The 25379-nt window shown below is 68.4% G+C and carries 23 protein-coding genes; 8 read left to right on the top strand and 15 right to left on the bottom strand.

Features of this window, described 5'->3' with window-relative positions:
- Position 1 precedes the first annotated feature (1 nt).
- Complete coding sequence (locus D7X32_RS07095) at positions 2–1858, top strand: glycoside hydrolase family 183 protein (RefSeq protein WP_244238883.1); 1857 nt, start codon at positions 2–4, stop codon at positions 1856–1858.
- A 16-nt stretch (positions 1859–1874) separates the two neighbouring features.
- Here the strand turns inward: D7X32_RS07095 and D7X32_RS07090 are convergent, their stop codons facing one another.
- Both D7X32_RS07090 and D7X32_RS07085 read right to left on the bottom strand, forming a co-directional pair.
- Positions 1875–2555 (bottom strand): lysophospholipid acyltransferase family protein, encoded by a 681-nt coding sequence (locus tag D7X32_RS07090; RefSeq protein ID WP_208752341.1) that lies wholly within the window; start codon positions 2553–2555, stop codon positions 1875–1877.
- Between the two features lie 349 nt (positions 2556–2904).
- Entirely contained in the window at positions 2905–4170 is a 1266-nt protein-coding gene (locus D7X32_RS07085; protein ID WP_244238886.1) for an amidohydrolase family protein, read from the bottom strand.
- Positions 4171–4252: 82 nt separating this feature from the next.
- Here D7X32_RS07085 and D7X32_RS07080 point away from each other — a divergent pair, with 82 nt between their 5' ends.
- The 3 genes from D7X32_RS07080 to D7X32_RS07070 all read left to right on the top strand — a co-directional run bounded on the left by D7X32_RS07080 (position 4253) and on the right by D7X32_RS07070 (position 8099).
- Complete coding sequence (locus tag D7X32_RS07080) at positions 4253–4840, top strand: hypothetical protein (protein WP_120601738.1); 588 nt, start codon at positions 4253–4255, stop codon at positions 4838–4840.
- Positions 4841–4991: 151 nt separating this feature from the next.
- On the top strand, positions 4992–6563 hold the full coding sequence (locus D7X32_RS07075; protein WP_120601737.1) for a PKD domain-containing protein: 1572 nt from the start codon (positions 4992–4994) through the stop codon (positions 6561–6563).
- Positions 6564–6650: 87 nt separating this feature from the next.
- Positions 6651–8099, top strand: a complete 1449-nt coding sequence (locus D7X32_RS07070; RefSeq protein WP_120601736.1) for a glycoside hydrolase family 43 protein — start codon at positions 6651–6653, stop codon at positions 8097–8099.
- Between the two features lie 62 nt (positions 8100–8161).
- Here D7X32_RS07070 and D7X32_RS07065 read toward each other — a convergent pair whose 3' ends face one another.
- From D7X32_RS07065 to D7X32_RS07055, 3 genes are all read right to left on the bottom strand, one after another.
- On the bottom strand, positions 8162–9271 hold the full coding sequence (locus tag D7X32_RS07065; RefSeq protein WP_120601735.1) for a PKD domain-containing protein: 1110 nt from the start codon (positions 9269–9271) through the stop codon (positions 8162–8164).
- Between the two features lie 174 nt (positions 9272–9445).
- Positions 9446–10249, bottom strand: coding sequence for a hypothetical protein (locus tag D7X32_RS07060; protein WP_120601734.1), 804 nt, complete (start codon positions 10247–10249; stop codon positions 9446–9448).
- Positions 10250–10286: 37 nt separating this feature from the next.
- On the bottom strand, positions 10287–11009 hold the full coding sequence (locus D7X32_RS07055; protein ID WP_120601733.1) for a TetR/AcrR family transcriptional regulator: 723 nt from the start codon (positions 11007–11009) through the stop codon (positions 10287–10289).
- Positions 11010–11134: 125 nt separating this feature from the next.
- Between D7X32_RS07055 and D7X32_RS07050 the strand changes: the two genes are divergently transcribed.
- A complete protein-coding gene (locus tag D7X32_RS07050) occupies positions 11135–12007 on the top strand; it encodes an NAD(P)H-binding protein (protein WP_120601732.1) in 873 nt (290 codons plus the stop codon).
- Between the two features lie 130 nt (positions 12008–12137).
- The gene (locus tag D7X32_RS47800) at positions 12138–12323 is read left to right on the top strand and encodes a helix-turn-helix domain-containing protein (RefSeq protein WP_158625620.1); all 186 of its coding nucleotides are present in this window, start codon (positions 12138–12140) and stop codon (positions 12321–12323) included.
- Positions 12324–12737: 414 nt separating this feature from the next.
- Here D7X32_RS47800 and D7X32_RS07045 read toward each other — a convergent pair whose 3' ends face one another.
- From D7X32_RS07045 to D7X32_RS07025, 5 genes are all read right to left on the bottom strand, one after another.
- On the bottom strand, positions 12738–13727 hold the full coding sequence (locus tag D7X32_RS07045) for an alpha/beta fold hydrolase (protein WP_244238882.1): 990 nt from the start codon (positions 13725–13727) through the stop codon (positions 12738–12740).
- Positions 13728–13848: 121 nt separating this feature from the next.
- Positions 13849–14073 carry an IS66 family transposase gene (locus tag D7X32_RS07040; protein WP_158625619.1) on the bottom strand — a complete coding sequence of 75 codons (225 nt, stop codon included), beginning with the start codon at positions 14071–14073 and terminating at the stop codon, positions 13849–13851.
- Positions 14074–14605: 532 nt separating this feature from the next.
- Positions 14606–15883 carry a UvrD-helicase domain-containing protein gene (locus D7X32_RS07035; RefSeq protein WP_120601730.1) on the bottom strand — a complete coding sequence of 426 codons (1278 nt, stop codon included), beginning with the start codon at positions 15881–15883 and terminating at the stop codon, positions 14606–14608.
- A 172-nt stretch (positions 15884–16055) separates the two neighbouring features.
- Positions 16056–16241, bottom strand: a complete 186-nt coding sequence (locus D7X32_RS46590; protein WP_369333678.1) for a helix-turn-helix domain-containing protein — start codon at positions 16239–16241, stop codon at positions 16056–16058.
- Between the two features lie 150 nt (positions 16242–16391).
- Complete coding sequence (locus D7X32_RS07025; protein ID WP_120601728.1) at positions 16392–17522, bottom strand: hypothetical protein; 1131 nt, start codon at positions 17520–17522, stop codon at positions 16392–16394.
- Between the two features lie 229 nt (positions 17523–17751).
- Between D7X32_RS07025 and D7X32_RS07020 the strand changes: the two genes are divergently transcribed.
- Positions 17752–18564: a GNAT family N-acetyltransferase gene (locus D7X32_RS07020; RefSeq protein WP_120601727.1), complete on the top strand. Its 813-nt coding sequence runs from the start codon at positions 17752–17754 to the stop codon at positions 18562–18564.
- 80 nt (positions 18565–18644) lie between these two features.
- Positions 18645–19355, top strand: coding sequence for an iron-containing redox enzyme family protein (locus D7X32_RS07015; RefSeq protein WP_120601726.1), 711 nt, complete (start codon positions 18645–18647; stop codon positions 19353–19355).
- A gap of 81 nt (positions 19356–19436) precedes the next feature.
- On the opposite strand, the gene D7X32_RS07010 is transcribed toward D7X32_RS07015, so the two are convergent.
- The 5 genes from D7X32_RS07010 to D7X32_RS06995 all read right to left on the bottom strand — a co-directional run bounded on the left by D7X32_RS07010 (position 19437) and on the right by D7X32_RS06995 (position 25344).
- A complete protein-coding gene (locus D7X32_RS07010; RefSeq protein ID WP_171448347.1) occupies positions 19437–20528 on the bottom strand; it encodes a helix-turn-helix transcriptional regulator in 1092 nt (363 codons plus the stop codon).
- 229 nt (positions 20529–20757) lie between these two features.
- Positions 20758–21312 carry a hypothetical protein gene (locus tag D7X32_RS07005; RefSeq protein ID WP_120601724.1) on the bottom strand — a complete coding sequence of 185 codons (555 nt, stop codon included), beginning with the start codon at positions 21310–21312 and terminating at the stop codon, positions 20758–20760.
- Positions 21313–21785: 473 nt separating this feature from the next.
- Positions 21786–24263, bottom strand: a complete 2478-nt coding sequence (locus D7X32_RS07000) for a GH25 family lysozyme (RefSeq protein ID WP_120601723.1) — start codon at positions 24261–24263, stop codon at positions 21786–21788.
- Between the two features lie 302 nt (positions 24264–24565).
- Entirely contained in the window at positions 24566–24751 is a 186-nt protein-coding gene (locus D7X32_RS44870; RefSeq protein WP_147450056.1) for a hypothetical protein, read from the bottom strand.
- Between the two features lie 245 nt (positions 24752–24996).
- Positions 24997–25344, bottom strand: a complete 348-nt coding sequence (locus D7X32_RS06995) for a hypothetical protein (RefSeq protein WP_120601722.1) — start codon at positions 25342–25344, stop codon at positions 24997–24999.
- Positions 25345–25379: the final 35 nt, after the last annotated feature.

Below are 25379 nucleotides of genomic sequence, written 5' to 3'. Positions count from 1 at the left end.
GGTGACGGGGGCCACGCCTTCGGGGGAGGCGCTGCCCAACCCGAACCAGACGCACACCAACTACGAGGTGTACGGCACGGACCTGGGCATCGTCTGGGACAAGGGCGGCGGCGAGGTGTTCGTCCTGTTCGGGGACACCTTCGGCGCGGGCTGGTGCGGCAACGGTGGGTGCGGTGGCGGCTGGCGCAGCAACGTGCTGGCGCGCTCGGCGGACACCACGCTGTCCAACGGCCTGTCCTTCACCACGATGGTGCAGGACGGCCCCCGCCACGCGAAGGAGGTGCTGGCGTCCCGGAAGGTGGACAACGATGAGATTACCGTCATCCCCACCGCGGGCGTCAGCGTCGGGACGCGCCACTTCATCCACTACATGTCCGTGAAGCACTGGGGCGATCCGGGGCAGTGGATCACCAATCACGCAGGCATCGCGTACTCGGACGACAACGGGCAGAGCTGGGTGAAGCACCCCACGGCGCGCTGGGCGAACAACGCGTCCTTCACGAATCCCTTCCAGATGGGCGCCTTCGTGAAGAACGGCGGCTTCGTCTACCTGTACGCCACGCCCAACGGACGCTTCGGCAACGTGCACCTGGCGCGCGTGCCGGAGGGCTCGCTGCTGGACATCAATGCGTACCGGTACTGGGACGGCAACGGCTGGTCCGCGTCCCAGGCGGCGGCGCGGCCGGTGGTCATCGGCATCGCGGGGGAGCTGTCCGTCGCCTACAACGCGGCGCTGGGCCGCTTCCTGATGACCTATCTCAACGAGCACCGGCAAGCCGTGGTGCTGCGCGACGCGGGCACGCCCACCGGGCCCTGGAGCGGGGAGAAGCTGCTGGCCACCGGTGCCGCCTTCCCTGGCATCTACAATGGCTTCATCCACCCATGGGGCAACAGCGCCAGCGAGCTGTACTTCATCACCTCGCAGTGGACGCCCTACAACACGTTCCTGATGCGCGCGACGCTCACGGCCGACACGGACGGCAACAACCTGCTGTCCGAGCCGGGCTTCGAGACACAAGGCGCGACGCCGACGATGGCGCCCTGGTACCTGGCGGGCGCGGGCGGCATCGACCGGGCGTTGGGCGGCGCGCACTCGGGCCAGGACAACGGCTTCGTGCGGGGCGCCAGCGGCTGGAACGCGCTCAAGCAGAGTGTCGTGGTGCAGCCGTACACGGACTACACGCTCAAGGGCTGGCTGCGCTCCTCGTCCAACACCAGCCGGGGCTTCTTCGGCGCGCGCGCCGCGGGCAATGGCCCCATCCTGGCGGAGACGCAGTTCGGCTCGCTGCCGTCGTGGGCGGAGCGCACCGTCACCTTCAACTCCGGCGCCAACTCCATCGTGGAGGTGTACAGCGGCGTGTGGGCGGACGCGGGCGACACCTGGGCGCAGCTGGATGACGTGAGCCTTACCCGGGGCTCGAACCTGGTGGCGCAGGGCGGCTTCGAACAGCAGCCTTCCTCCACCGCCACGTCACCCTGGTCCGTGCAGGGCAATGGCGGTGTCGATCGGGGGCTGGGCTTCGCGCGCACCGGCGCCAACAACGGCTTCGTGCGCAACAACACCGGTTGGAACGCCCTCAAGCAGGAGGTCGCGGTGACGCCCAACACCGTCTACACACTGACTGGCTGGGTGAAGACGTCCTCCACCCAGAACGACGGCTACTTCGGCGCGCGCGTGCTCAACGCCGGTCCCATCCTCAACGAGGTGCACCTGACGCAGCCGCAGGGCGGTTACACGCTCCAGTCCGTCACCTTCAACTCCGGCGCCAATCACAGCGTGGAGGTGTACGCCGGGACCTGGGCGAACGCGGGTGACACCTGGCTGCAGGTGGACGACGTGGCGGTGGTCCGGAACTGAAGGCCGCGCGCGAGGTTCAACGCTCCGCTTCCATGTGCGCCTTCTCGCTGACGATGACCTGGCGCACGTGGTCGCGCAGGGCGTGCACATCCCCGGCGAAGCCCTCCGGGTCGATGGGCTCCAGCACTCGCACCCGCGCGTGGACCGCCTGCCGGAGGACGAGCCCGTGCTTCGGAATGGTCCGCGCGGTGCCGGTGAGGACCACGGGGATGATGGGGCAGTGCTGCTGGATGGACAGCGTGAAGGCGCCGTCCTTGAAAGCCTTCACCTCGCCGTCCCGGGAGCGGGTGCCTTCGGGAAACAGCAGGATGGGGACGCCGCGCGCCAGCCAGCGCCGGCATGCGACCATCATCTGCATGATGCTCGCGCGGTCACCGCGGATGAGCGGCACATAGCGGTTGAGGCGCATGTTCCAGCCGATGAGCGGCAGCTTGAAGTTCTCCTCCTTGGACACCCACTTGAACGGCCGGTAGAGACCGAAGAGGACCAGGATGTCCGCCAGCGACTCGTGGTTGGACACCAGCACCGCCGCGCCCTTCCTGGGCAGGCGTTCGCGGCCCTCCACGCGCAGGTGCCACATCGGGTTCACGTAGAAATACAGCTGCGCCCAGAAGCACGAGTACAGGTGAAGCACGCGCCCGTTCGCGTCGAACGGGCGGGTGAGCGCCCACAGCAGGAGCGCGCCCAGGAACAGCACCACGCTGGACAGCCCGAAGAAGGTCCAGAACGCGATCGAGAGGGGGATGCGGAGAGCCCCCAGTCTGTCTTGGAGGGGTGGATCCACCCCTCGTAGGTGAGCATGGAGGGCGCCCGATGCACGAAGGCGCCTTGCCTCGCGCACGAGCAGGCCCGCCGCGCAGGGGCTCACCGCCCGGATGGCCACCGTGGAGGCGGCTCAACCCTTGGCGGTCTGGGCCTGCTCGCCGTCCGGGTGCCCCTCTTGGCACACCCGGGTGGCTTCCTCGGTGGACATCACCAGGGAACCTCCGCGTGGGGAGTGCGGATGCTCGCCCCGGAGATGCCGCCTGGGAAATCGTGGCAATCCGCTACTCGGCGGAGGTGCGAACGAAGAGCTCCTTGCCCGCTCGAATCGTGCACTTCACGTCGGCGAACCGCCGGACATCCATGGCGGGATCCCCGTTGAGCACCACGAGGTCGGCGTCGAAGCCCGGCTTGACGAGGCCACGGCGTTCGGCGGCGCTCCAGCGCGCAGCGGGGGCAGTGGTCAACGACGCGAGGATCTGCATCGGTGTCAGTCCCGCGTGGGCCATGAGGGCGTATTCCTGCGTTGGATCCAGGTCCGACATGTACCCGACGTCGGTGCCGAACAGGACCTGGCCACCGGCGCTGGAGAACGCCGCGAGCTGCTGTTCGGCGCCCCCCACGAGGCGGTCGCGCACGTCGGCTGGCACGTGCGCCTTGGCGAGCTCGTACCCCCAGAGCTGCAACGTCGGCACCACGGAGACGTGACGCGCGACCATCTGGCCGACGAGCTCCGCGCTCCACCCGATCTTCGGCGAATCGATGGTCGTGTGCACGAGCACATCAACGCCTGCCTGCACGGCGGCGCTCACGCCCTCGGGATCGGTGGGATGCGCCATGACCAGGCCACCCCGCTTGTGGGTTTCGTCCGCCGCGGCGCGCGCGACGTCCACGGCCATGCGCCGGATCTCACCACCCCCCTGGGGCGTGGCAACGAACAGCTTGGTCCCCTTCGCGCCGGTCTCGAAGCTGTTCTGGACGATGGCGCGGGCCTCCTCAGCCGACGCGGGTTGCGGAAGCTGCGCCAGCAGCGCGGGCGGCAGGTCCCGCAGGTAGAAGGGGATGCCGTTCTGCGGATACATCGGGGAGCCGACGGTGAGGATCGCCGGCCCCAGCAGCTCGCCTCGCTCGATGCGCTGGCGAAGGGCCACGGTGTTCGTGGGGTCGGAGCCAGTATCGACGACCGTCGTGAAGCCGAAGCGCGTGGTCATCCGGCTCAGCGGTGGCTGAAGCTCGTCGCGCGGCCGGCTGACGGCTCCGGCGAACGCAGCGTCCGTGAAGTGGACGTGGCTGTTCTGGAATCCGGCGGTGATGACCCCTCCGCTGCAGGCGTCCTCGCGACGCACTCCGGCAGGCGGAGCGACCGATGCGGGACCCATGGCTTCGATCCTCCCGCCGCTCACGACCACCCAGGCGTCGTCCAAGGGGGGCGCGTCCGGAGCCACATAGAGCCGCGTGCCCGTCAGGAGATAGCGATCCGCGCTGGCCGGCCGCTGGTTGGACGCGCAGCCCGCGGCGGCCAGGGAGAGAAGAAGTGCGACCCGTTTCATGATGTTCACCTCGCGGCTCCGAACCGTGCTCGCAAGCGCGGAGCGCGTCAAACGGTGGATTGAGCCTGATATGAATCCATCCATGTCCCTGAAGCACGCTCCGGCCCTCTTCGCGCTCCTGCTGTCCCTGCCTGGCGAAGCTCCCCGGGCGGCGGATGCGAAGCCCGCCGCTCCGGTGCCGTCCACCTGCGCCCAGGCCCCTCTGTTCCAGCGCTACGCGCGCAGCGGCATGGTGGAGTCCCTGCCCGGCAACAAGGTGCGCCTGTCGGTGATGGCGGATGTCCATGGCGAGGACTGCGGCACCCCCGACTGCTACTTCACCCAGGTGCGGGCGGTGTTCCACTTCGCGGAAGGCAAGGGCTGCCGCGTGCGCGAGGTCGAGGTCTCCACGGAGGACGGCGGCTGCATCCCAGAGGGTTCGCGCGTTCCTCCGAAGCGGGAAGCCTTCTTCCCGAAGGGACCCGCGGATGTGGCCGACCCGGCGCTGGTGCAACTCACCCTGCGCACGCGCAAGGCGGACCGTGCGCTCGTCCTCCTCCCGCGAAACCTCTTCTTCTTCGAGGACGTGAAGGCTGGCGCCCCGCTCCACACGACGCTCCCCACCGGCGAGGCGGGAGAGGACGCCTGCTGTTGGGCCGCCTCCATCGCGGAGTCGCACTTCCGCGATTAGGGCTTCGCGGCCGGCTCCGGCTCGCGCTGCCGTAAAGACCCGGCGCACACAGATTGCAGTATATTCCAGTTTGTCTGAATGAAATTGACTTCCTGATTTCGGCGCTCGCAATGTCTACCCGTCGCCAGGACTGGCGACAGGGGAGCACACCATGCCGAAGTCGAAGCAGCTCGCGTCCTGCCTTGCACTCGCCCTGGCCGCGTCCGCGCCGGCGGCCCTGGCCGATTCAGCCATCTACGGCGGTGGGCCGTTCTATTCCGGCGGCACCGCGGTGATGAACGACCTGCGCAACTCGGGCTTCACCACCGTGATCCTGTGGAGCTTCCACATCGAGGACAACGGCGACCTCGTCTACAACGACATCCCGGTGGTCAAGAATGGTGCCTATATCGGCGACCCGGCGTGGCCCACGCGGCTGGCCACGCTCAAGACCGCGCCGACCTCGGTCAATCGCATCGAGGTGTCCATTGGCGCCTGGAGTGTTCCCGACTTCGAGCGCATGGCCAGACTGGTCAATGGCACCGCCACTGGCTGCGGCAGCACCCTGGTCTGCGGCACCGGCAGCAACAGCATCCTGTACCGCAACTTCCAGGCGCTGAAGACCGCCACCGGCGCCAACGCGGTCAACTTCGACGACGAGAGCGCCTACGACCTCGCCCCGACCACGCAGTTCGGGCAGATGCTGATGGGCCTGGGGTTCAAGATCACCTTCGCGCCCTACACCCAGCAGACCTTCTGGCGGAGCCTCAAGGACAACCTCGGCAGCGCGGTCGACGGCATCTACCTCCAGGTGTACGACGGCGGCGCCGGCAACAACCCGGCGAGCTGGAACACCGCGATGGGCATGACCGTGGACCCGGGCCTGTGGTCGCGCCACGGCTCCGGCTGCGCCAGCGGCGACAGCCCGGCCACGGTGCAGAGCAAGATGAGCAACTGGAAGAGCACCGCCGGCATCAACGGCGGCTTCATGTGGCTCTACGACGACATCCAGGCGTGCGCGGCGCAGGGCACGAGCGCGCAGTACGCGGCGGCGATCAACACCGCGGTCAGCGGCAACACGCCGCCGGTGGCCAACTTCGGCGTCACCGTGAGCGGACTGACCGCGACCTTCAGCGACGCCTCCAGCGACAGCGACGGCACCATCGCCTCGCGCAGCTGGAACTTCGGCGACGGCAGCAGCTCGACCGCCACCAACCCCAGCCGTGTCTATGCCAGCGCCGGGAACTACAACGTCAGCCTGGCCGTGACCGACAACGGCGGCGCCAGCCACACCAAGACCCAGACCGTCTCCGTCGGCTCCGGCTTCGCCAACCTGGCGCTCAACAAGCCGGCGACCGGCTCCACCGCGTGCAACAGCACCGAAACGCCGGCCAAGGCAGTCAATGGGAGCGTCTCCGGCGGCACCACCGACAAGTTCTGCTCGTTGGCCGCTGCTGCGTGGCTGCAGGTGGATCTCGGCTCGGTGCAGACGGTCAGCAGCTTCACCGTCAAGCACGCTGGCGCGGGCGGTGAAGCAAGCACCTGGAACACCCGGGCCTTCACCCTCCAGACCTCCAGCAACGGTACGGCCTGGAGCACCCCGGTGACGGTGACCAACAACACCGCCAACACCTCGACCCACGCCATCAGCGCCACCTCGGCGCGCTACGTGCGGCTCAACGTGACCACGCCGTCCCAGAACGGCGACCCGGCGACGCGCATCTACGAATTCGAGGTGCGCTGACCCTTCGGGGGGATGGTGTGAATGGGTTTCAACCTGTAATACCTGATAGATATGACCTCCTCGATTTCATCACCCTGGAGGTCATCGATGCAGAACCCCTCGTTGTTGTCCGCCGCCGTCCTCGCCGGGGCGCTCTCCGCGCTCGCGGCGGGTTGTGGTGAGGAGCGCTCCGACGGAGCCCTCGTGGACGAGGCGCCCGTGGGCACGTCCCACGGGGCACTCGCGTGCAGTACACGCATCACCTACGGGGACCGGTGGATCCACCCCGGGCACCCGGAGCAGTACGACGTCGCCAGCGGGCTGGTGACGTGGGATGGCAGCTGCGTCAACGAAGGCACCAACTCCTACGCTGTTTTGTCGAACGGCTGGAAGCCGTACTTCACCGGGCGTGACGCCTGCGTGATGGCGCTCGACACCACGGACTGTACCGGCGCGACGAGCTGCGCGACGCGCGTCACGTACGGGTCGGCGTGGTTGCACCCCGCGGGGCACCCGGCCCAGTACGACGACGTGGGCGGCCGCGTGACGTGGGACCGGGGCTGCACGAACGCGTCCCCCAATTCGTACACGGTGCTGTCGAACGACTGGGCGCCGTACTTCAGCGGAAGCAACGCGTGTGGCGTCGCGCTGCGCTACACGGGCTGTGGCGGGCTCTACCAGAACCCCGTGGTGCCCGTGGACTGCGCGGACCCTGGCGTCATCCACGACGGCACACAGTACGTCGCGGCCTGCACGTCGGGGGGCGCGGCCAACGCGTTCCCGCTGCGCACGTCCAAGGACCTGGTCACCTGGACGGCCGCGGGCAACATCTTCCCCTCCGCGCGCCGTCCGACGTGGGCCACGGGAGACTACTGGGCGCCGGAGATCCACAAGGTGGGCTCGCGGTACATCGCGTACTTCACCGCGCGCCACCAGGACGGGAAGCTGTCCATCGGCGCCGCGACAGCCACCAGCGCGCTCGGGCCCTTCACGGACCTGGGGCAGCCGCTGGTGCATGACGCGGGCATGGGCATGATCGACGCCACGTTCTTCCAAGACACCGCGGGCGTGCCGTACCTGGTGTGGAAGGCGGACGGAAACGCGGTGGGGCAGTCCACGCCCCTCTATGGCCAGACGCTGTCGGCGGATGGTCTGTCGCTCACCGGCACGCGCCGCACGCTCATGAGCAATACCCTCGCTTGGGAGGGCGGCGTCGTCGAGGCACCGTGGGTCGTCGCGCGGGGCGGCTACTACTACCTCTTCTACAGCGGCAACTCGTACGCCAACAGCACCTACGCCGTGGGCGTGGCCCGCGCCACGAGCCCGCTGGGGCCCTACACGAAGCTGGGCAACCCCATCCTCAAGACGGCGGGCGGCTGGGTGGGCCCCGGCCACAACTCCGTGGTCACCGGCCCCGGCGGGGACACGGTCATGGTCTACCACGCGTGGAACAGCGCCCACACGGCCCGGGTCATGCTCGTCGATGCCATCACCTGGCCCAACGGCTGGCCCGCGGTTCCTGAAGCCCCCTCCGCGGGTTCCCGTCCGATGCCGTAGCGGGCGCGTCCAGGCTGGGGCGTCGCGCAGGACCGTCCGCCAGGTGAGCCGTGGGCAATCCACTACTTCGCTGGCGGCCGTTCAGCGGGAAGGGGTGACGGACGTGCGGGTTCGGCCTTGAAGGCGGACCAGGACAACGACACCTCCTCGCCCGTCGTGTCGCGCCCGTGGAGGACGTCGCTGATCTGCTTCACCTCCGGCCGCACGTCGGACAGCCGCACGGTGACGTGGCCCCGGAAGCCTCCACGTCCCAGGTCCTCCTCCACGGTGATGAGCTCGCGCCACGGATGGGTCTGGACGTCCACCTGGTCGTCCCAGCTCACGGTGAGGCGTTCCACGCGCTCCCACGTGACAGCGCTGCCTTCCGGCACGTCGACCTGGACCTTGCTCCTCCAGCCCTCGTCCGCGGTGCGTGCGACCACCCGCTCCATCTGGAGTCTCGCCCGCGGCGGCGTATCGGAAGGAGGCGGTCCCCGGAGCTGCACGAACGCCGTCGCGGTTCGCTCCCCTCCGTCACCACGGGCGGACAGCCGCACCGTGAGGACACGGACGTCCGGCTCGCCAGGGGAGGGGAGCGCATAGGCATGCGTGGCCGTGGGCTCCGTCGTCGCGGCGGAGCTTCCATCCCCGAAGTCCCATGCGTACGTGGTGGCGGGGTGGGGTGACACCGCCCGGAAGGCGAAGGCCGAGGGGCCCTGCTGGGTGGCCTCGATGCGAAGGGCGCGGGCCTGTCCCTCGTCCTGGCCGCACGCGCGCACGTCGATGGCGGCGACCCGCTCCGCCAGCACGCCGACGCGCCGGCCCCCCAGGTCCTTGCAGAGCTGGAAGCGCACGAAGTACCGGCCAGGGGTGGCCGGTGCGCGCCACGGGAGGCGGGCTCCAGGGTGCAGCTCCGCCCCCGTCTCCGCACCCGGCCACACCCAACGCATGACGGCGTCCGGCTCGGGCGTGCCCGCCACGCGCGCGGACAGCGTCATCGCTTCGCCCGTGCACACCCAGGGGCGGTCCGTGTCGATCCCTTCGATGACGGCGCTCGAAGCCAGCACCACCCGCTCCTCGTTGAGCGCGGAGGAGAGGGCCTCTCCCGTCGCGGCGGGCGGAATGCGTTCGGGAGGCGGTGTCTGTGATTGCCCAGGCAGGACGGGGCCCGGCGCCACCGGCTCGGGGGCCACCCTGGCTGTGTCTGGTGGGGCCGGCGGCACGTCTTCCCGTAGCCCCACCCGGGCCACTCCGACCGCCAGGAAGACGCCACTGATCAGCAGCAACAGCGCGCCGCCGAGCCACCTCCTGCGTTCGTGACCTCCACCGGTCCCGGGGGACATGGGCTGACCCAAACCGCGCGCGCGTCAGAAGCCGAAGTCGTTGAGGTGGCGGCGGTAGCCCTGGGAGTTGGGCCGGTACCACTGGTCATCCCAGCCCGTGAAGTCCACGTCGTCGAGCAACCGCTCCGTCTTCCCGTTGAGGACGACCGGGTTGATGAGCTGCACGGCCGTGGAGCCCACGTTGCGCGAGGCGAGCTTGTTCGTGGTGGTGTCCAGGTACTGGGCCGTGGTGCGGCTGCAGTAGTCCTGGAGGAAGCATCCCTTGTCGCACGTGGTCAGGGAGTTGTAGGCGGCGTGCTTGTCCTCGGCCATGTAGAGGACGGGCCATCCGCGATAGCCATTGCGCGAGTCGCTCAGGTCATATTCGAGCTGGTCGAACGCGTACCAGGCCGACGAGTCACACGAGCTCTTGCGGTGCGCGGACAGGTAGGCCTGGTCCAGGTACCAGCGGCCCGCGGAGTAGTGCACCTCGAAGACTTGGAACTCGGGGTCGCCGTCATGTCCGGTGGTGACGCCCGTGTCCTCGAAGAAGGTGTCCAGGTAGAAGATGCGCAGCGTGCGGGTGGCGAAGGCCTGGCTCTTGACGGCGTAGTACGGCCGGCGCTCCATGCCGCTCTCACCGCTGTCGAACCAGAACAGCGGCATGAACCACTTCGCGACCTGGTATTCACAGTCGTCGTTGAGCCCATCCCGGTCCGCGTCGGTCCCGGTGCCCCAACAGTTGTCGCCATAGGGAATCACGGAGAGGCCATCCGCCCGGGCCACCGGGGCGGACAGCGCGAGGAACAGGCCCAACGACACGACGGCGGTGCGAAGACCCTGGCTCATGTAAGCGCTCCAGCGGGACGTCGAGAGAGGCGGGAGGCTACTCAGAGTCCGCGATGCGTTCGAGCAGCTCGCGCATCAGCGCGCGCTCGCCCTGGCTCAGGACCCGGGTGCGGTCCAGGGAGGCACGCAGCGTCGCGGCCACCGCGCGGACCTCCGTGTTCGCCGGTGGAGCCGCCTCGCGCGTGATCGCGGCCACGACCGCTTCTCGCGCGGCCTCGGCGAGTCCGGGGTCGCGTTGTCCTTCGGGCTGACGCAGGAGCGTGAGCACGGCCCCGGTGCCCACGGACGTCACGAGGCCCAGGGCCCGCTCCTCACTGACGCGCAGCCGGCCCGCGAGCGCGATGTTCCGGATGCGCCGCCGCAGGACGTCATTTCCATCGCTGACGGCAGGGGTCTGCAGGGCTGGATGCGGATCGCTGCTCATGATCGCGAACAGCCCGGGATGGCTGAGCCCGAACGCGATGTGCATGTCCCAGCCGTCACGAAAGTCCTGGAGCGGGTCGGGGTGCGGCTTGCGCGCGGCCTTCTTCGCCACGTAGCTCCTCAGCTCGTGGTCGACGACGGCCGCGAGCAGCCCCCGCTTGTCACCGAAGAGCCGGTAGAGCGTCGGCGCCTGCACCCCGGCGGCGGCCGCCACGGCACGGGTGGTCGCGGCATCCGGCCCCCCGGTGGAGATGAGCTCCGCGGCGGCCGTGAGGATGCGCTCCCGCACGTCGGCTCCCTCGGCGTCTTCGGCAGCGGCCTTCTCGCGGTCCTCCATGGCGCGGACATAACACGCGGCCTGCTAGCGGCGATATCAGCTGCTTGCTAACGATGATATCGGCGGTTACGTTATCGCTGGTAATTGAATCTGGTTTCCAGTGGTAACGAAAAAGGGGCCCTCAAATGATCGTCGTGACCGGAGCGACCGGGCAGCTCGGCAGTCTCATCGTGGAGAAGCTCATCACCCGCGTTCCGGTGGACCGGGTCGCCGTCAGTGTCCGGGACTTGCGGAAGGCGCAGGACCTGGCGGCGCGCGGCGTCCGGGTGCGCGAAGGCGACTTCGCGGAGCCGACGAGCCTGGCGCATGCCTTCGAGGGTGCGAGCCAGGTCCTCATCGTGTCGTCCAACGCGGCGGCCACCGGCGGCGATCCGCTCGCCCAGCATGGCTCCGCCATCGAGGCCGCAAGGGCCGCCGGTGCGCGGCGCATCGTGTACACGAGCCACATGGGCGCGAGCCGTACGTCGGCGTTTCCTCCGATGCTCGACCATGCGGAGACGGAGCGGATGCTGGGCGAGTCCGGCCTGGCGTGGACCTCGCTTCGCAATGGGTTCTACGCCTCGAGCGCGATGTTCCTGCTGGAGAAGGGCCTGCGGACGGGCGTCTTCGAGGCGCCGCCGGATGGCAAGGTCTCCTGGACCACGCACGCGGATCTCGCGGAGGCGGCCGCGGTCATCCTGGCGAACGAGGGCCGGTTCGACGGACCGACGCCGCCGCTCACGGCGTCGGAGGCGCTCGACTTCGGGGAGCTGTGCGAACTCGCGTCGAGCATCCTCGGACGGCCGCTGCGACGAAGCCTCGTATCGGAGGAGGAGATGGCGGCGAAGCTCACGGCGAGCCAGATGCCCGCGCGCCCGCTCGCCATATCGCTCGGCCTCTACCGCGCGAGCCACCATGGCGAGTTCGCGGCCGTCGATCCGACCCTGCGGACGTTGCTCGGGCGGGCGCCGACGAGCATGCGCGAGGTGATTGCCCAGCAGCGGGACCGGCCCGCCTAAGCCTCCGGACATGAATGTTGTACACCTGCGGCATGGGGCTTTTGCTGCAGGTGTCCGAGCCTGAGCGTCGGCGGCTGCGCGAGGTAGCGCGGAACGCTGAAGGGGGCTGGGTGTAGCGCGAGCGGATGAAATGGTCCTGCTCGCTGCCGAGGGTTGGAGTGCACCTCACCTCGGAGCGCACCTGGGCTGGAGTGCTGCGACGGTGCGCCGGGTGCTTCGCGCCGCCCTACAGCCCCGAACTCAACAGCATCGAGCCCGTCGTCGGCGTCCTCAAGGGCCACGAGATGCCCGCGCGCAGTTACAGCACCCTGGATGAACTCATGACCGTTGTCAGGCGAGCCCTGCGCCGCGTAACAGCTCGCCGCGCCCCGTCTGGACGGGGCGCGGATGAGCCCGCCGGGCATTGAAACACGGCGCGGTGGCGTCAGTCGGAGCTGGCCGGGAGCGTGACGGTACCGGGATTCTCGATGGCGGCAAGGGCGGCGCGCAGCAGGTAGCATCCCGGGTCTTCACCGCGCAGGCGAGCCATTTCCCCCAAGCAGGGGCGAGGCCGGAGCCGGAGGAAGAGAGCCCGTCCCTTGCCGCGACGAGTGAGGAGCCGAAGAAGGAGCGCACACCACGATTGGACTCTCGCCAGGCTGCTACGCAGGACGGAAAGCGCTGGACGTGTTCGCTTGCTCGAAGTGTGGAAACAGGAGATGCGCTCATCCAGCGCGCCTTCGCCGCCCTTTCAAAATGTCTCGAGGAAGGTCTTCATCTCGCGCAGCACCTCGTCATGGTTGGTGAGCCAGACGTAGTGCCGCGCGTGCTCGAGCTTGATGCCCTTCCAGTTCGGCATGCTCATCACGCTCAGCATTTCGGCGTCCCGCTGGAGCGCCCTGGCGCTCAGGGTCCTCAACTTCTCCTGCACGGGAAGGTCCATTTGGGAGAAGCCTGGGAGGTCCTCCGCCCGCCCGGACCGAGGCTGATCCACGTAGAGGAAGAGCACGGCCGCCGTCACGGCCGCGAAGTCCACCTTCGAGAAACCCTTCATCACTAGCTCCTCCGCGTGCGGCCACTTGCGGCCGCGCAGGTAGTGCCCGGTCTTCGGGTCGAACTCGTTCGTCTCGTCGATTTCGTGCGCGGGGAACGCTCCTCCGACGTCACGCGCGAGCGCGGCGGCGAGCGCGGCGCGTGAGGCCACGTCCTCGGGAGCGGGCTCGCTCGGAGGAGGCATGGGCAGGACCGAAAGGAGCTCCGCCAGCAGGTCACCGTTGGTCCTCACGTCCAGGTAGACCACCTTCTCCACGCGCTCCGGGTGATGGGTTGCCACCCAGGTGAGCTCTGGCCCGGCGGCGGAGTGGCCCACGAATGACGCCTTCGCGATTCCCAGCCCCTCCAGCACCCGGACGACGTCCTCACCCAGGGTGGCGGTGTCGTAGCCCTGCTCGGGCCAGCTCGACGAGCCAAACCCCCGGCGGGTGACGGCGTAGACGTGATGGGCCGCGGTGAACTCCGGCGCGAAGGTGTCGAACACGTGGCCCGTGTTGCCCAGGCCCGACAGGAAGACGAGCGCGGGTCCCTGGCCTCCGAAGTCGAGCAGCTCGAGCTCGACCCCCTCGGCCACCTTCACCCGCTTCACCTGATGCAACGCGCTGGAGTCGGCAGAAGCCGGGACCGGGACGGACTTCGTCGTCACACAGGCGAACAGCGGCAAGCAGAGGAGGAGGAGTTTTCGCATGGACTGACTCAACTCCAGGAATGCGGAGACCACCAGGGAAGCCCATGGGTAACAGCTCGCCGCGCCCCATCTGGACGGGGCGTGGATGAGCCCCCGCCCGGCTTCGATGGGCGCGGTGGTGTCAGTCGGAGCTGGACGGGAGCGTGACGGTGCCGGGAGTCTCGATGGCGGCGAGCGCAGCGTGCAGCAGGTAGCGCCCCGGGTCCTCACCGCGCAGGCGGGCCGTCTCAATCAGCGAGTAGACGAGGGCCGCCACCTCGGTGCCGCGCAGCGACTTGGAGCCGTAGTGATTCTTGCGGCCCACCACCATGTCGCGCAGCTGCCGCTCCACCAGGTTGTTGTCCAAAGGTAGTCGCCACTGGCGAGGGCGCGTGCTGCTTCGGCGGGTGCACCACCACGGGCTTGAGCGGCGCGGCCCCCTGCTCACTGCTCTGCGTCTTCTTGCCCCCGGGCGTCTGCCCCCGCCTCCACGCCTGCAACGTCGGCTCCGACACCCCCAGCCTCCCCACCACCGCCTTCAGCGTGTCGCCCTTATCCAGGGCATGCGCCAGGTAGCGCACCGCGAACGCGCGCAGCGGCTCCGGGAATGGGCTCGAGCCTGCTTTGCGCCCGGCCCTCAGCCTCTCCACCTCCTGCCGGAACTGCTCCAACTCCTTCTCCATGTGCACCTCCAGGTTTTTGACCCGGAGGTCTCACGTCGCGGCCCCTCTCGTCACGACGGGGCCCGGCGAGCAGTTACTGCGCCGCTACCACTTTCGAGTGCGGCGCAGGTAGGCAGCACGAATGTCCGGGGGCCTGGAGCGGACGGTGAGGCAGTTACGCGCAGCCACTCCGCTCGCAAAGCTCGCGGCTTGGTTCCGCCACTGCCTCTCCTTCCTTCAAATCAACTGATCTTTGCGTTGGTTGACCACCCAGACCAGCTCATGCTTTGCGCGTGTAATCGCAACATACTCGATATTGCATTCTTCCGTCCCGGTTCGGCTGAACGTGTCCTTGAGGAGGAACACTCTCTCTCGCTCCAACCCCTTGGCCTTGTGGACGGAACTGCAAATGATGAGAGGCTGGGTGCTTTCGGCGGCATCGTCGAAGAGGTTCTCGATGCGGGACTCCAGCTCCTTCGTCGTGAGTAGGTCCTCGCAGAGTGCCACGAGCATTCCAGCCTGGTCTGCGATGCGCTCGATGACCGGCTCTGGATCCTTTGCCGCCAGGCGAGTGCGCTGCGTCTCACGCTCTTCCCAGGCTGCGAGCTTGGAGAGGAAACTCTCGATGGTCGTCCCGCCGAGCTTCTTGACGATGGTTAGGAGACTGCGCCCGATGTCCTTCCCCTCGACCTTCGCCCTCTTGCCCCGCTTGAGGAGCTTGATGCACGTCGAGACAAGCGGCGCATTCTTGCGGCTGAGGATGAAGCATCCGGGCGTGGCTACCTCGGCCAGCTTCGATTCCGACACGTCGCGAACAATGCCCGCAGGGGCGGTGTCTGCTGCCTTGTAATCGGGCACAAGCTGCTGGGCGAGGGCCACTACCTTCTTCGGGCAGCGGTAGGTCGTCGTGAGGGGAAACTCGACGGCGCTCAACTCGCTCTTGAGCCGGTCAAGGCTCTTCGAGTCCGCGCCGCGGAACCCGTAGATGGCCTGTCGGTCATCGCCCACGACCACCGTTCGCCCACCCTTGCGGACCAGCTTCTGGGCAAGCAGGAGCTGGGTCAGGTTCATGTCCTGTGCCTCGTCGATCACCACGAGGTTGTACCTCGGGTGGACCATCTTCATCGCCACGGGGACGAAAATCATGTCGTCGAAGTCCACAGTGCCGTCGCGCTGCGTGGCAAGCCGCATGGCTTCGTGGGCGCACCGGGCGACCGTCTCGGTGTCCCAACCGCTCTTGCTCCATTCCGCGTCGGGTTCGACTTCGAACTGGATCGCTAACTCGACCAAGTCGGCTACGGAGCCGAACGGAGCGACGTTCTTGCCGAACGCAGCGAGCTTCCTGACGAGCTTGATCATCGGGTCGGGACTCTCGTGCCCGGCTGCCCGGCGGGCGAGAGTCAACGCCCGGTCCTTATCGAGCGCAGTGCCCTTCCAGTACGTCTTCACCGCAGCGAACCCGAGCGCATGCAGGGTCTTCGCCGTGGCGGCGGGGTTCTTCAGCTTCGTCACCACGCAGTTGCCCGCATCGGCGCAGCGCGGGGCGCGTGAGGCCGCTTGTCTTGAGCACGGGGCCGGTCATGCGGGGAGTAATCCGACTGCTAAGCCCCCGGACATCAATGCTGTCTACCTGCGCCGCACGCGGAGGTGGTAGCGGCGCAGGGCGCGCCTGACAGCGGCCAGGAGTTCATCCAGGGTGCTGTAGCTGCGCTCCGGCAACTCGTGGCCCTTGAGGACGCCGAAGACGGACTTGATGTCGTTGAGTTCGGGGCTGTAGGGCGGCGCGTAGCACCCGGTGCACCGTCGCAGCACTCCAGCCCAGGTGCGCCCCGATGCGAGGCGCACTCCAACCCTCGGCAGCGAGCTGCACCATCTCCACCCGATCGCGCTCCACCCAGCCCGCTTCAGCGGACCGCGCCATCTCACGCAGCCGCCGCCGCTCAGCCTCGGACACCTACACCTGCAGCAAGGGCCCCATGCCACAGGTGTACAACACTCCTGTCCGGGGGCTTGGCAGCGCGGCTCAGGGCGCGGGGAGGAAGCGCAGCTCCCCGGGGCGCAGGGTCCCCAGGTGCTTCCGCCACCGCTCGTACTCGCTGTCATACGAAGCACGGCGCACGTAGACGTCACCGATGGCACCCGAGGTGGGCGAGGCGCGCAGCCACAGGTCCAGCGCGCCCGTGTCGTCCATGCGCACCACGCCGATGTCGCCCGGTGACGGCGTTCCCGGAAGCGGGGGCAGCGGCTCCACGCCCTCGTCCGGCTTCGTCAGGAGGCTCTGGATGCGATCCCTCACGGCATCCAGCACCCAGGTGTCCACGCCCGGCAGGGCGCGCAGGCGCGGCTCCTGCGAATCCATCCGCGCGACCAGCGTCGGGAGCACCTGGGTGCGGAGCGTCTCCACGGCGCGGGCATCCCAGCCCAGGTAGCGGGTGCTGGTCTGGAGGGCCAGCTGCAACTGGCTCATGTCGTCCATGGACGGGAGGTCCTGCGTCCGGGCCATCCAGGTTTCATAGAACGTGCGGAGGAACCACTCCTGGTCGTGCCGGATGACCGGCACCACCGCGCCCCACTCCCAATCCGGCGCGAGCCCCGTCTGCCCCAGGTGCCAGGTATTGAAGCCACCCCGCGGGTCGGTGAACTTCGTGAACTCCGCCCAGCGGGCCTCGGCTCCGGGACGGGACTCGATGAACTCCCGGCAGCGGCGCATGTCCTCGGCCGATGCGCGCGGATCCGCGGCCACCAGCTCACACGCCTTGTGCACGGCGCCCCCTTCGACCTCGGCACGCAGCGCGAGCCGCGCCGCCAGCTCCTGCCGCTGGCGATGACGCGACGTCGCCCACTCGCCGCCCAGGATGGACAGGTAGCCGGCGATGGCGCACGCCACCAGCGCCACCACGGGAAGGCCCATGCCCAGCGGCACCGCGTCCCAGGGACGGTCCGACAGGAAGCGCCGCCAGCCGACCCAGACGGTGAGGAGGAGGGGCAGGACCGCGAGCACGAAGGCCAGCATGTTCAACGCCTGATGGAGCGGCGTGGCGGTGTGCCGGTACGACTCGCTGCTGAACGCCAGGGTGAAGAAGGTGCCCACCAGCAGCGCCACGCCCAGCCCCAGCTCCACCAGCAACAGCAGCCCCGCGACCACCGCGCTCATCTTCGATGCCCCTGTCCTGTCGCGGTCAGGGCCCCATGCTCCCGGCCGCGCGCCTGAAGCGTAGCCGAACCCGGTGACGCGACCCACCGGGGCGCATTTCGAACCGGCGAGGTCCTGCGCCGGTGCGGGCCGTGAAACACACGCCGTGCTCGAACTCGGGTGACCCGCGACGAATGAAGATGCGAGGGCGGCGTGACGCCGGCTTCGCTTCGATACGGGGAGAAGACCCATGACGTGCGTTCACTGGCGCTGGCGTGTCGCCACCACCCAACGGGATCTCGATGACGTGGCTCGCATCCGCTGGGCTGTCTTTGGCGGCGAAATGGGGCTGCTGTCCGAGCAGTCGGCGGTGTCCCGGAGGGAGGTGACCTGCATCGACACGCTCGACACCACGGTGCATCTGCTCGTCCATGCCGGCACCGAATCGGTGGCGACCATGCGGGTGGCGTTGCCCAACGCGGAGGTGGCGGCGAACCTGGGCGGGCCGGTGGGGCTGGAGATGGCGCAGCGGGTGGACCTCTCCGGCTTGATCCAGCCGGGGAGGGTGTTCGCGGAGCCCTCGCGCTTCTGCGTGCTGCCGAAGTGGCGGCGCACGGAGGCCGTCACGTGGCTGCAGACGGCCATGTACACGGAGAGCCGGCGGCGCGGGGTGACGCACTGGATTGCGTCCGCGAACCTGGAGACGGACTCGCGCGAGGACGCGCTCTTGTCGTGGCAGGTGGTGGCCCACCGGGGCTGGCTGAGCCCGCGCTGGCGGGTGGACGTGCCTGACCCGTGGCAGGCCCCGGCGCGGCCCCGCAACCCCTTCTATACGCCGGAGGAGCGGTCCAGGGCGGAGCAGGGGCTGTTGGACGGACTGCGGGTGCCCAGGTCGCCCTCGCTCTTCGCCACGACGATGGGGGCGCGCTTCATCTCGGAGCCGCTCTACGACGCGTACTTCCAGTGGTTCACGCTGCCGCTCGTCATGGCGCTCGATGAGATCCCGGCGGACAGCCTGGCGCGCTTCGGCGCGCTGGAAAATGGCGTGCGCCCCGCCGTCTAGGCCCGGGGCGGTTTCTTCCTTCCCTTCACCTTCAACACACAACAACCGGAAGCCCGACGGGCCCCGGACAGGAGACGTACGTGCAAACTCAGACGGAGCAGCAGACGGGAACGGATTGGCTGGCGGTGCTGGACGAGGAGTCGCGGGGGCTGGTGGCGGCGGTGGATGCGCAGCCCGACGGCCGCCGCATCCTCGAAGGCACCCTCGACCGGGACGGCTACATCCACTACCTCGTCCAGACGTATCACTACGCCCGCTGGAGCACGCCCATCCTCGCCGAGGCGGGCCACCGGCTGAATCGGCTGGGACGGCACCCGGAGCTGGCGGCGCTGCTGATCCAGAAGGGGGAGGAGGAGCGGGGGCACGACCGGTGGTTGCTGTCGGACCTGAAGAACCTGGGGTGGTCGGAGGCGCAGGTGGAGGCGGCGGAGCGGAGCCCGGCGGTGGATGCCTACACGGGGTGGAACTTCTTCACGTCGCGCTCGGGCGTGCCGACCGCGGTGCTGGGGACCGCGTACGCGCTGGAGTACCTGTCGCAGACGCGGGCGGGCGTGTGGGCCGAGCGCCTGAAGGCGGTGGCCGCCATTCCCAACATCCACAAGTCGGTGACGTTCCTGCGCAGCCATGGGGCCCTGGACGGGGACCACGTGGCGGAGATGAAGCGCATCCTGGGGCCGCTGACGGACCCGGAGGATCAGGAGGCGATCCTCTTCTCCGCCCGGGTGGCCCGGGCCGTCTACCCGCGCATCTTCCGTGAGGGCGGCGCCTCCAGCCACCCCCTCGCGAGGTAGAGACAGCCGCACGCAAGCTGGGAGAGCCTCCCGTTCGAGCCAAGGCCTTTCGGGAGGCGCCCTCGCATGCGTTCGACTTTCTCAGACAGGCTTGTTGAGGCGGGCGGCCTGGTAGAGGAGGTCCGCGCGGCCGTCGATGCCCAGCCTGTCGAAGAGGTCTCGCACGTGGGTCTTCACCGTGTGCAAGGAGAGCCCAAGCTCACCGGCGATCTGCTCGTTGGTCCAGTTGCGGAGCAGGCACATCGCGATGGTGACCTGACGGGAGGTGAGCTTGCGCTTCATCTCCTCGGGGAGCGGGATGGAGATGGGAATCTCGTGCAGCAGGAGGGCCCATTTCCGGGGACCCTCGAGGGCGGGCAGTTCGATGAACCGGACCAGGCGGTAGCCATCCGCGTGGAGGGAGACCCAGAGGGTCTTGTCGAGCCGCGCATCCGGGGTCATGGCCACCAGGGCGTCCAGCCGCTCCTTGAGCGGGAGGGGCAGGCCGGAGGCGTGGATGTCGGAGGGAGCGAACCACCTCTCCAGGAGGAAGGCGGCGTGCGGGGAGCGCAGCACCTCACGGTGGGGCGGCTCCACGACGACGAAGGCGGTGTCCGGGCGGCGGTAGAGCTGTTCGAGCAGATGGGCGCCCGTGGCGGTGGTCTGGATGTCACCGCAGTTGCGCACCGTGTTCATCAGGTGCGTGTTGAGGCTGGAGAGGGCGGTGGCGCTCTGGGACGTGAAGGGGCGCCGCAGGTTCCGGTAGAACGCGAGGGCGCCGACGAAGCCGGGGCGGATGGGGAGGAGGACGGCCATGATGTGCTCCAGGCACGGATCCAGCTCCCGGCTGCGTTGGTAGATGAGGGTGCGTTCGTACTCGTCGCGGGAGAGCAGCTGCGTGTCGCGGATGGGCACGTTGGGCCGGGCGAGGATGGGGGCCCGGAGGAAGTCATGTTGGGCCAGTTCGGCGTACCCATCCAGGATGGGGACGCGGGGGCCTGGGACGAGCCATTGGAAGTCGAAGGGCTCGACGTGCATGAGGCACAGGGCCACGGCGTCGGCTTGCACGAACTCGAGCAGGGGCGCCCGTGTGGTTTCGAGGACCTGATGGAGGGACTGCGAGCTGTTGAGGGATGCGATGACGCTGTCCCGGAGCACGAGCTCCTGGGTGGTGAAGTCCATTGGGCTGAACATCCGCGCCTCCTTGGCAGGCATACCCGTGGGATCCTACGTGGCGACCCCCCATCCATAGCTACCGCCTGAAAGCCTGTCCCTCACACTTACGGGGGATTGACAGTGGAGCGGCGATAGGATTGGGCAGGCGGCCTGCGGCTGAACGGCGTGGTCCAAGGGTGCGCGTCCCGCAACGGGCACCGCCCGAGGCCTCATGCAAGGCCCCGGGCGGCGTTCAGCGCAGCTCAGCTCACTGGATGATGGTGACGATCTGCGCCTGGCAGGTGTTGATGTCGATGAAGGAGTTGGCCGCATCGACAGTACAGACGGCGCCGCCGTAGGTGCCGTAATAGACCGTCGCCGTGCAGGTCCCGGCGGAGTCAGCGATGTCCACCCGCCAGACACACGTCTTCGCGGCGGACGGGTTCGCCGGGTTGACCGTCCAGTAGTACTGCTGGGAGAACGACGGCGCGGGAGTGGGGGCGCTGATCTGGAAACCGCCCAGGGTGGCGGTGGGCACGGGGTAGGGCGAGAACACGCCGTTGAACGTCCCCGTCACGACCTGGAGGCCCAGGGAGATGGTGGCGCCGCTCTGGTTGGAAACGAAGAGGTTCTCCAGGGCCGGGCCTACGGACGCCCCGCCCTTCACCTGGGCAATTTCGAACGAGCCCTCGCGGACGCTGACATATTCGTTGCGCTGGGAGAGGAAGTCGGGGAACCCGAGCTCGACCTGTCCGGCGAAGGCAACCGACGGCGCGAGGGACAGCAGGGAGGCAGCCAGGAAACGCTTCACGTTCCTCGTCATGGACTTCTCCTGAGTTGATGGTGCGGGAGTTGGCCGAAGCCAATGCCTTACTAGCACTGCTCTTGATTTAACTGCAAATCAAAACAAGCAATTCAGGTGATTCCTGTGGGCGTGAATGATTCTGGTCCGGGCGTGTTGCTCAATCGCTGCAATGTCAGACTAAGGGGTTTCCACGGGTCTGCCCATACACGCCGTGGACCTGGGTCACGGTCCGCCGGATTCAATGAGAGAGGTGTTGCTGATCACCCGCTCCTGGACGGTCCGTCCCTGGGAGTCGGTCCGCAGGGTGTCCAGGTCGAACGGCGTGTGGAGCCACCCGCTGTCCTCCCTGTGCTCGGCCCGGACGACGCATAGGTTGTCGCTCTCGGAACTCCGCAGCCGTGCCGTCGGGCCTCTCAGGTACCTGAGAGGCCCGGTTGGCGCACGTGGGCGCGGCGCTTGCGGACGGGAGCGGGCCTTGGGGGCTTTCCGCGTCAGTCCAGGAGGTTCGCCAGGCCCGCGTACGTGTTGGGGCCGGGGATGCCATCCAGCGGCCCGGCGTAGCCGCCCCGGTTCGCCAGCGACTGGAGCACCTTATAGGTGTTCGTTCCAGGGACACCGTCGATGGGGCCCGTGTACCCGGCGCCGCTCAGGAAGGTCTGGAGGCCTCGCCACGAGTTCACGCCCATGGCTCCATCGGAGGGGCCCATGTATCCGCCCAGACGTGCCACCCGCTGCAGCGCCGCGTAGGACTGGGTGCCCATGACACCGTCAATGGTGCCCGTGTACCCGAAGCCCCGGAGCACGGTCTGCACGCCCTTCCAGGACTGGGTGCCCATGGCCCCGTCGATGGGGCCCGTGTAGCCGCCCTTCGCGGCGAAGCGCTGGAGCGCCGCGTACGACCCGGTGCCCATGACGCCATCCACGGGCCCGGAATAGCCATGGCCGGCGAGCACCTGCTGCACGCCCTTCCACGAGTTCGTGCCGGGAACGCCATCCACCGCGCCGGTATACCCACCCGCGCTCGCAATTCGTTGCAGCGTCATGCCCTGGGCCTGGGTGATGGCCGGAACGGGGCCGGAGGAACCGTCCAGGTACGCCTGGATGCCATTGTAGGTATTGGGTCCGGGGACGCCATCGATGGGGCCCGTGTAGCCACCGTCCTGGGCCAGCAGCTGCAATCCCTTGTATGTGTTGAGGCCCGGGGCGCCGTCGGCGGGCCCGGCGTAATACCCCAGCTCACTCAGGACCTTCTGGACGCCCATCCAGGTCTGGGCTCCCGGCACTCCGTCGATGGGGCCGGTATAGCCGCCCCGGCGCGCCAGGTTCTGCAGGATGGTCCCCTGCTGGACGGTGATGACGGGAGTGCCTCCGCCACCAGAACTCCCTCCGGGGATGGCCGTGGGCGGAGGCGCCGTCGCGCCGAGCGGGGGCTGGGTCAGTCCGGCGAACGCGGACAGCTTCGCGACATTCAGGTCGAGCGGGATCCCGTTCTGGTTGCCGGACGACGTGTACTGGTGGATCTCCCACGTGGGCCAGGCCGTCCCCACGGACGGGTTGCCCGGCGTGCCCGTGTAGTGGGCAATCCAGAGCTTCGAGCCCACGGCCTGCGTCTGGGGCCAGGTGTTGGCCTTGAGCAGGCTCGAATACGTGTAAAGGAACGGGGCCTTGCCCAGCCGCGCCTTGACCGCCTGCATGAAGCTCGCGGTCATGGAGTCGTTCCAGAAGATGCCGTTGTCGATGGCCTCGTTGTCGAGCACCAGCAGGTCTCCCGGGCGGTGGTCATACAGGTGGTCCACGAAGTACTGCGCGTCACCGGCGGGGTTGTACGAGCCCGCCATCCAGTAATGCCCCACCAGGAGTCCGGCCGCGCGAGCCCGGGCGACCTGCTGGGCGTAGTAGGGCGCGACGTAGAGGGGAGAGACATTGGAGCCGCCGGCCTTGACGATCGCGAACTGATAGCCCGCGCCGCGGATGGCATTGAAGTCCAGGTCCCGCTGCGTCGTGCCGACATCAATCCCATACACGCCGCTCATCCCGGACGGGGGAGGCGTTCCGGGGTCCTGGGCCAGCCAGGTGTTGAGCCCCGCGTAGGTGTACTGCCCGGGGAAGCCATCCACGGGGCCCGTGTAGCCGCCGAGCTGGGCGAGCCGCTGGACTCCCTTCCAGGTGTTCTCACCCGGCACGCCGTCGATGGGGCCGGAGTAGAAGCCCTTGCTGGAGAGGACCGTCTGGATGCCCTTCCACGTGTTGACCCCGGGCACGCCGTCCACCGCGCCCGTGTAGCCGCCGCGCTGGGCCACGCGCTGGAGGATCTTCCCCTCGTCGATGCTGACCTGGATTCCCCCGGAACCTCCGCCGGTGCCGGTGCCTCCGCCGGTGCCGGTGCCGAGCACGTTGCGGATGAGCGGCGCGGGGTCGCTGACGTTCTCGCCGAACGCGCAGTTGTTCGTGGTGCCGCGGGTCATGTGGAGGTGCGGCCCGGTCCACGCCGAGCCATGGGCATCTCCGGAGCCCGCCACGTACGCGATGATGTCTCCCTGCTGGACGTAATCGCCCACCGCGAAGCGCGTCCGGATGACGTGGGCGTACCCGGAGAAGTCACCGGGGGCGGACTCCACCGCGATGGTGTGTCCCACGACGGAGGAGTACTGCACGCGACGGACGGTGCCCGAGCGGAGCGCGGGGATCGCCTGGCCCGCGCTCGCGTAGAGGTCGAGCCCCCGGTGGCCCAGGGGGCCGTAGTAGGGGCCCGTGACGCCGAAGCGGGTCCCCCAGCGCGATTCCGCGTAGAAGGCCTGCACGTTGGCCGGTGCGAGGGCCTGCGTTTCCTGGGCCACGCTGGCAGGGCTTCCATCACCCTCCATTTCCGGGCCTCCACAGGCGGTCAGGACGACGAGGCCGCACAGCAGCGTCAAAGGGGTCGAGAGGAGGCGCTGGATGAAGCGCCCGGGACGGGCTTGGGGATTCATGTGACTCCTTGGGTCGTGTAAATCGATTCAAAGCGGATTTAGCATAAAGACGTGACATCCTTGATGTGGCGGTTCCCCCTACCGCTGCTTCCCCCAGGAGATGTCACATGCACCACCGACAAGGCGCATGGCATCAACGCGTTCCTGGAGACCTATGCCGGCAATGCCTCGGCGGCGGGCTGGATGCGCAAGCACGAACGTCGGCAAGGGCGCCCTGATGTGGTGGGGAGACCGCGACCGGGAGATTGCCCTCAACGGCGCGGCCGGGCCGGACAGCCGGGCGAACTGGCGGCTGGGCATGGTCACCGGGGACATCTACATCGTCGTGGAGCTGGAGGACAGGCCACCGGAAGCACCATCAATGCCAACCAGGTGGAAGGCGCCGTCTGGTCCACGCTCATCCACGAGGCGCGCGTGGTGGCGTACTTCTCCCACGTCTTCTCCGGCACGGCGGCGAACCCGTCCACCACGGACGTGCTCAATGACACCCGGCCCGCCTACCAGGCCACCCGGGACTTACACTTTCTCCCTCCCGCTGGAGTTCCCCGCGAGCGGCACCGTCGAGGTGGTTGGCGAGGGCCGCACCCTGGCGTACTCCGGAAGCGTGTTCACGGATGCGTTCGCCGCGGAGCACTCACATCACATCTATCGCATCGTGAAGTAGGCCCCGGGCGGGGGGCCGGGGAGGCAGAGGCAGCACTCTGCGAGACAGGGCCCCCACCCGAACCGGCGGTCAGAAGTGGCAGACCGAGTCCGCGCCACAGTAGCCCGGCCGGCCGTTGCAGTTGCACTCCTGGTCCTCGGAGCAGAACTGTTCGGCGCAGTAGGGGCCGCCGGGGCCGCCACCCCCGGAGGTGTAGGTGAACTGGCAGGTGTTCTGGACGCAGGCCGCCGTCAGCGCACTGGGGCATGCGTTCCGGCAGTCCTGGTTCGTGTCGCAAAGGCTCTCATGACAGATGGGGCCGGGCCTGGACTCGGAGGCTTCCTCGTAGCTCGCATTCGGGGCCTCTGCGGAGGCCATGGGCACGACGGCGAAAAGCATGACGGTGCTGAAGGACAACAACCGGCGGAAGGACGGCATAGGGTCTCCTGGGGACAAAGCGTGACGCGGCATTG

The sequence above is a fragment of the Corallococcus carmarthensis genome (assembly GCF_003611695.1).
Classification (GTDB): domain Bacteria; phylum Myxococcota; class Myxococcia; order Myxococcales; family Myxococcaceae; genus Corallococcus; species Corallococcus carmarthensis.
Note: the sequence above shows the minus strand (reverse complement) of the source record. Positions and strands in the feature narration are given on the sequence as shown.